General features: G+C 68.2%; 5 protein-coding genes. 2 read left to right on the top strand and 3 right to left on the bottom strand.

Annotated elements, in window-relative coordinates; genetic code table 11:
• Positions 1-820 (bottom strand): hypothetical protein (locus VI08_RS13010; RefSeq protein ID WP_052697901.1); only part of this gene is annotated, 820 nt, incomplete at its 3' end.
• Between the two features lie 170 nt (positions 821-990).
• On the opposite strand from VI08_RS13010, the gene VI08_RS13005 reads away from it, so the two are divergent.
• Positions 991-3,102 (top strand): TonB-dependent receptor, encoded by a 2,112-nt coding sequence (locus VI08_RS13005; RefSeq protein WP_045830027.1) that lies wholly within the window; start codon positions 991-993, stop codon positions 3,100-3,102.
• Between the two features lie 117 nt (positions 3,103-3,219).
• Positions 3,220-4,413, top strand: coding sequence for a class I SAM-dependent methyltransferase (locus tag VI08_RS13000; protein ID WP_045830026.1), 1,194 nt, complete (start codon positions 3,220-3,222; stop codon positions 4,411-4,413).
• Between the two features lie 75 nt (positions 4,414-4,488).
• On the opposite strand, the gene VI08_RS12995 is transcribed toward VI08_RS13000, so the two are convergent.
• Entirely contained in the window at positions 4,489-5,715 is a 1,227-nt protein-coding gene (locus VI08_RS12995; RefSeq protein ID WP_045830025.1) for a multifunctional CCA addition/repair protein, read from the bottom strand.
• A 21-nt stretch (positions 5,716-5,736) separates the two neighbouring features.
• Entirely contained in the window at positions 5,737-6,681 is a 945-nt protein-coding gene (locus VI08_RS12990; RefSeq protein ID WP_045830024.1) for a complex I NDUFA9 subunit family protein, read from the bottom strand.
• Positions 6,682-6,697: the final 16 nt, after the last annotated feature.

Genomic DNA, 6,697 nt, shown 5'->3' with positions numbered 1-6,697 from the left:
CCGCCGTTTTTGCGGCGGTGGTTTTTCGGGCTACGGCTTTTTTGACGGTTGTTCGTTTCTTTGCAACGGCCTTCTTCACCGCCTTGCGGGCCGACGCCTTTGGCGTCGGGTCGCGCACGGAGTGCGCTCCTACATGAGCCTCGGCGACGTCAGGCGCCTTGGGTTTTTTTGTGGGTTTGTCGTCGGTGCCGTCGTCGATGTGGATGTCGCCGCTGAAGAGGTCGATGGCGGTTTTCGCGACCTGGCCGGTGTCGTAGTAGGCGTAGGCGCCGACGCCCAGGGCGCCCACGACCGGGAGCCAGCGCGAGATGCCCTTGCCCACGGCGCGCTTGGTGACGCTGACGCCGATGCGGCCGGCGAGGCGTTGCAGCACGCTGGTGGCGGTGGTGCGGAAGACGAGGCGGTCGCCGACGCGGATGGCGATGTCACGGAAGGCCTGCGCCGCGGTGTGGCGGAACAGGCACCACAGCATCTGCTCACGGCCGAGCTTGGCGGTCTTGCCGTAGGCCGCGGCGATGTCGCTCACCAGCTGGCCTTGGATGCGCCAGATGGCGACGAGTTCGGGCAGCACGGTGAGCCAGCCGAGAGGGCCCGGCGGCAGGGCGAGCGAGCCGGCGGTGAGGGCCGCCTTGTTGGCCGCGGTGCTGGCGAGGCGGCGCGCCTCTTCTTCCGCGCCGCCCCGGGTGGCCTTGGGCACGTCGCTGTCGGGGATGCGGCTGACGAACTCGAGGATCGCCTTGGCCACGGCGCTTTCGCCACGGTCGGCGCCCTGGGTGGGCACGATCTCTTTCGATTCGGATGCCGGTTCACGCTTGGCCATCGGTATCTCCTGCCTTGATGGCGAAAGGGTGAAGGCTGGGCCGTGAACGCGATGCAAGCGGCTGAATGGAAGGTGCGGGCACGACGATACGTCGCAGGCTCCCGAAAGAAACCCGAAAGGTGGAGGCCTGACACTCGTGAAACATTATAACATCCGTGGCCACGTCCTCCATGAAGCCCCTGCGCCTAGCCCTTTCCATCGCCCTGGCCCTTTCGGCCCCCGTCGCTTTCGCCGACGATGCCGCGCCACCGCAAAAAGCTACGAATCTTGGCGAGGTGGATGTCACCGCCCAGCTTGATGCCGCCCGCAACAGCCTGTCGCCGGATACCGGCAGCAGCCAGTACGTGATGGACCGCCAGACGATCCAGGCGCTGCCGCTGGGTGATTCCACCCCGCTCAACCAGGTGATCCTGCAGGCACCCGGCGTGGTGCAGGACAGCTTTGGCCAGCTGCACGTGCGCGGCGACCACGCGAACCTGCAGTACCGCGTCAACGGCGTGCTCATCCCCGAGAGCATCGGCGGCTTCGGCCAGACGCTCGACGCCCGCATGATCGAGAACGTGAAGCTGCTGACCGGCGCGCTGCCCGCGCAGTACGGCGACCGCACCGCGGCCGTGGTCGATATCACCACGCGCAGCCAGAAGCAGGATGGCGTCGGCGGCAGCGTCGGCATCACGGGCGGCCAGTTCGGCACGCTGAACCCCAACGCCACGCTGTTCGGCCGCGAAAGCAACTGGAGCTTCTTCCTCACCGCGAACTACCTTGAGAACGACGTGGGCATCGAAAACCCCACGGCGAGCCGCAAGCCGATCCACGACCACACCAACCAGGTGAAGGCGTTCGGCGATGTGTCGTACCTCATCGACAACGATACCCGCCTGAGCTTCATGTTCGGCGCGACGAACAACCGCTTCGAGATCCCCAACAACCCGGGCCAGGATCCGCAGTTCGGCTACCTCGATGTCACCAACTTCGATTCCGCCCAGCTCAACGAACGCCAGCAGGAAAAGACCCGTTTCGGCGTGCTTAGCCTGCAGGGCAAGGTCGGCGGCACGGCTTACCAGGTGTCGGCGGGCCAGCGCTACAGCGGCCTCGACTTCACCCCGGATGATATCGGCGACCTGATGTTCAACGGCGTGGCCTCGGATGTGCGCCGCTCGAACCGCGCCGATACGCTGCAGGCCGATTTCTCCACGCCGCTGGGCGACAACCACACGCTGCGCTACGGCATCTATGGTGCGTTCGAGCGCGCCAATGCCACGAACAACGCGCTGGTGTTCCCGACCGACGACGCCGGCAACCAGGCCTCGACCACGCCGCTCAACATCCTCGACACGAGCCGCATCCTGGCGCGTACGTACGCGGCCTACCTTCAGGACGAGTGGAGCATCGGTTCGCAGTGGACCGTGAACTACGGCGTGCGCGCCGACAAGTTCAATGCATTCAAGCCGGAAAGCCAGCTGAGCCCGCGCCTGGGCGTGGTGTACCAGCCGACCGACAGCACGACGATCCACGCCGGGTACTCGCGCTACTTCACGCCGCCGGCCACCGAGTCGATCACGCCCACCTCGATCGCGAAGTTCAACAACACCACCAACGCGCTGCCCGACAACGGCAACGACCTGCCGCTGGCCGAGCGCTCCAGCTACTACGACGTGGGTATCTCGCAGAAGTTCGGCGATGCGTGGACGGTGGGCCTCGACAGCTACCGCCGCAACGTGCAGCGCCTGCAGGATGAAGGCCAGTTCGGCGCGGCCGTGGTGTACTCCACGTTCAACTACGACCAGGGCAAGATCAAGGGCGACGAGCTGACCGTGAACTACGACGGCGGCGCGCTCACCGCGTACTTCAACTTCGCGTACAACCGCGCGGTGGGCAAGCGCGTGATCACCAGCCAGTACAACTTCGACCCGGATGATCTCGCCTACATCGAGGACCACTTCATCCACCTCGACCACGACCAGAAGTACACCTCGTCGGGCGGCGTGAGCTACGCGTTTGGCGAAGGCACGCGCGTGGGTGCGGATTACCTGTTCGGTTCGGGCCTGCGTGCCGATGGCCTGGTGCCCAATGGCGACCACATGCCGGCGTATTTCCAGCTGAACCTCAGCGTGGCGCACGACTTCAACCTCACCCCCATCGGCGCCACCCACGCGCAGCTGGCCCTGGTGAACGCCCTCGACCGCACGTACGAGATCCGCGACGGTTCGGGCATCGGCGTCGGCGCCCCGCAGTTCGGCCCCCGCCGCGGCGTGTTCCTGTCCCTGCAGCAGGATTTCTAATGTAGGAGCGCGCTTGCGCGCGATGGGGGCCACCGTAACCCCCATCGCGCGCAAGCGCGCTCCTACAATGGTTCGGTCCCACCGTGGTCCCGAGGCCCCGGTGGTATTCTGACGGGTATGACCGACCGCCTCCCCGAACCCGGCGCCGACGAGCGCGCCCACTCCGACCACCTTGCGGGCCTGCTGCGCGAAGAGATCGCCACGCACGGCCCTATGCCATTCTCGCGCTTCATGGAGCGCTGCCTGTACACCCCGGGCCTGGGTTACTACAGCGCGGGCAAGGCCAAGTTCGGCGCGGAGGGGGATTTCGTCACCGCGCCCGAGCTGGGCACGCTGTTCGCCCGTTGCATCGTCCGCGCGTTCCAGCCGGTGCTGGCCGCGCTGGGCCCCGATGCCGATTTCCTCGAGCTGGGCGGCGGCAGCGGTGCTTTCGCCGAAGCGGCCCTGCGGGCCCTCGATGCCGCCGGCACGCTGCCGCGCCGCTACATGATCCTCGAGCCCAGCGCCGACCTGCGCGAGCGCCAGCGCACCCGCCTGCACGCGAACCTGCCGCCCGAGGTGGCGAAGCGCGCCGTGTGGCTGGATGCCCCGCTGGAAGAGGCCTGGGATGGCGTCATCTTCGCGAACGAAGTCATCGATGCCCTGCCGACGACGCGCTTCACCACGCGCGATGGCGAGGTGTACGAGGAGTACGTGGTGCTCGACGGCGAGGGCCGCTTCAAGCGCACCGACCGCCCGGCCGACGTGCTGGTGAATGGTGCCGTGCGCCACCTCGAGCGCGACCTGGGCCGCGAGTTCGAGGCCGGCTACCGCACCGAGGTGCTGCCGCAGCTGCCGTACTGGATCCAGGCGGTGGCGGGCACGCTGCACAAGGGGGCGATGATCTTCGCCGATTACGGTTACGTGCGCAGCGAGTACTACCTGCCCGAGCGCAACGACGGCACGCTACGCGCATTCTATCGCCACCGTGCGCACGGCGATGCGTTCTTCCTGCCGGGCCTGCAGGACCTCACCGCGTCGGTGGATTTCACCGCGCTGGCCGAGGCCGGCAACAGCGCCGGCTTCGGCGTGGCGGCGTACATGCCGCAGGCGCAGTTCCTCATCGCCGCGGGCATGCAGGAGTTCTTCGAGGAAGACTACCTTGCACTCACCGACGAGGCCGCGCGGTACCGTCTCGCGCAGGAAGTGAAGAAGCTCACGCTGCCCGACCAGATGGGCGAGCGCTTCCAGGTGATGATGTTCGCCAAGGGCATCGACCCGGCGACGTTGCCCGAGGGGGTCATGGCGGCGGACCAGGGCGGGCGGCTCTAGAGATCGGGTTACATGTGGGAGCGCGCTTGCGCGCGATCGCGCGCAAGCGCGCTCCCACAGAGAAGGCCTTCTGAATCAAGCGGGTTTCGCGACCTTCGCGATCGCCCCGGCCTGCGCCTTCTTCATCGCCTCGCCGATCGCCGGGCCCTGCAGCCCCGCGTCGGTGAACGGCTTCGACGTGATCGCCCCCGCAGCGACGCGGCACGCGCGCAGGTAATCGGCTTGCGGGTAGGGCGCGTCTTCGAAACCAAGGCGGCCACGCTTGTCAGCCGTGCAGGCGAGCAGGAAGGTCTCGAGGCGTTCGGGCCGGCGTAACGCACCCAGTGCTTCCAGCAGGCGCAACACCGTCGATGGCTTCAGCTCGAACGCCTGGTGCGCGTTGAGGTGGTGCTTGCAGACCATCTCCGCCATGAAGGCGTAATCGGCCGGCACCTTCAGCCGCGCGGACAGTTCGCGCACGGGCTCGATGCCGCGCTGCTCGTGCATGATGTGCCGTGGCAGCACGTCGGCCGGCGTGAGCGCCTTGCCCAGGTCGTGGGTGAGGGCGCAGTACGCCACAAGCGCGTCGCCCGGCGCCAGGACGGCGGCCGCATGCAGCACCATCTCCATATGGATGCCGGTATCGACCTCCGGGTGGAACTCGGGCCGCTGTGGCACGCCGTACAGCGCATCCACTTCGGGGAACAACACGCGCAGCGCGCCGCACGCGCGCAACACGCGCACGAAAACCTCGGGCGCTGGCTCGGCCAGTGCCTTGCGTGTTTCGGCCCACACGCGCTCGGGCACCAGGTGGTCCACTTCGCCGTTCTCCACCATGCGGCGCATGAGCGCCATGGTGTCGTCGGCGACGCGGAAGCCCAGCGCGGCATAACGCGCGGCGAAGCGGGCCACGCGCAGCAGGCGCACGGGATCCTCGACGAAGGCATCGGAGACATGCCTCAGCAGGCGTGCCTCGATGTCGGCGACGCCGCCGAAGGGGTCGACGAGCGTGCCGTCGCCGTGTTGCGCGATGGCGTTGATGGTCAGGTCGCGGCGCTCGAGGTCGGCCTCCACCGTCACGCTGGGGTCGGCATGGAAGGCGAAGCCGTGGTAGCCGCGGCCGGTCTTCCGCTCGGTGCGGGCCAGGGCATATTCCTCCTTGCTGTCGCCGTGCAGGAAGACAGGGAAATCCTTGCCCACGGCGCGGTAGCCCGCGGCGAGCATGGATTCGGGCGTGGCACCGACCACCACCCAGTCACGGTCGACGACGGGGCGGCCCAGCAGTTGGTCGCGTACGGCGCCGCCGACGAGGTAGATCTCCATGGTGCCTTGCGTGCCTTGGGCTCAGGGGCGCCGGCGGCTGCGTGCCTCGTCGAGGCGGCGCTGGCGCACCGGCTGGCTCAGCAGGCGGGGCAGCCATGCCGAGAGTGATTGGGGCACGATACCGAGCCGGGCGAGGCCGTCAACCTTGCCGACCGACGGCGTGAGCAGCGTGCGGAAGTTGTCGGGGGTGAAGGGCTTGCCCGGCGCGAACTGCGCCACCGCCGCCTGGACGCGGCCCAGCGCGTCGGGCATGGGCAGCACGAGGCGCCGGCGGCCCCGCGTGTCGCGGATGGCGCGCACCAGGTCGAGCAGCGTCCACACCTCGGGGCCGTAGAGCTCGAACGTCTGCAGCACCGAGATGGAGGGATCGGCCACGCACCGCGCGATGGCCTCCACCACGTCGCCGACATACACCGGCGCCATGGTGGCCCCGGGCCGCGGCAGGGGCATGGCTGGCGCGAGCCGCAGCAGCCCATCGAAGCGGCTGACGAGGCCGTCGCCCGGGCCGAACAGGGTGCTTGGCTGGTAAAGGGTCCAGTCCAGTGTCGACGCGCGCACCAGCGCCTCGGCCTGGCCGCGCGTCTGCAGGTATTGCGACGCGCCCTTGCCGGCCTGTAGCGAACTCATCTGGTGCAGGCGATGCACGCTGGCGGCACGGCATGCGTCGATGACGGTGCGGGCGAGGTCCACGTAAACCCGCTGGAACGTGTTGCGCCCGCTTTCGGCGAGGATGCCAACCAGGTTGATGACGGCGTCGGCCCCTGCGAAGTGCTTGCGCAACACGGCGGGGTCGTACACATCCGCGGTGGCCACCGTGACATCGCGGCCCACCGTGGCGTGGCGCTTCGCCTGCCGGTTGCGCGACAACAGCACCAGGCTGTGCCCGTCGGCCGAGAGCCGCGGCACGAGGTGGCTGCCGACGAACCCGGTACCGCCAAGGATGACGATGCGCTGTGCGGTGTTCATGGCGGCCTCCCGTGGT

It is taken from the genome of Luteibacter yeojuensis, assembly GCF_000964085.1.
Taxonomy (GTDB): domain Bacteria; phylum Pseudomonadota; class Gammaproteobacteria; order Xanthomonadales; family Rhodanobacteraceae; genus Luteibacter; species Luteibacter yeojuensis_A.
This window is presented reverse-complemented; position numbering and strand designations above follow the sequence as displayed.

Excerpts from the sequence above, each read along its gene's own strand:
- VI08_RS13005 (WP_045830027.1), top strand. The coding sequence starts at position 991 with ATGAAGCCCCTGCGCCTAGCCCTTTCCATCGCCCTGGCCCTTTCGGCC.
- VI08_RS13000 (WP_045830026.1), top strand. The coding sequence starts at position 3,220 with ATGACCGACCGCCTCCCCGAACCCGGCGCCGACGAGCGCGCCCACTCC.
- VI08_RS12995 (WP_045830025.1), bottom strand. The coding sequence starts at position 5,715 with ATGGAGATCTACCTCGTCGGCGGCGCCGTACGCGACCAACTGCTGGGC.
- VI08_RS12990 (WP_045830024.1), bottom strand. The coding sequence starts at position 6,681 with ATGAACACCGCACAGCGCATCGTCATCCTTGGCGGTACCGGGTTCGTC.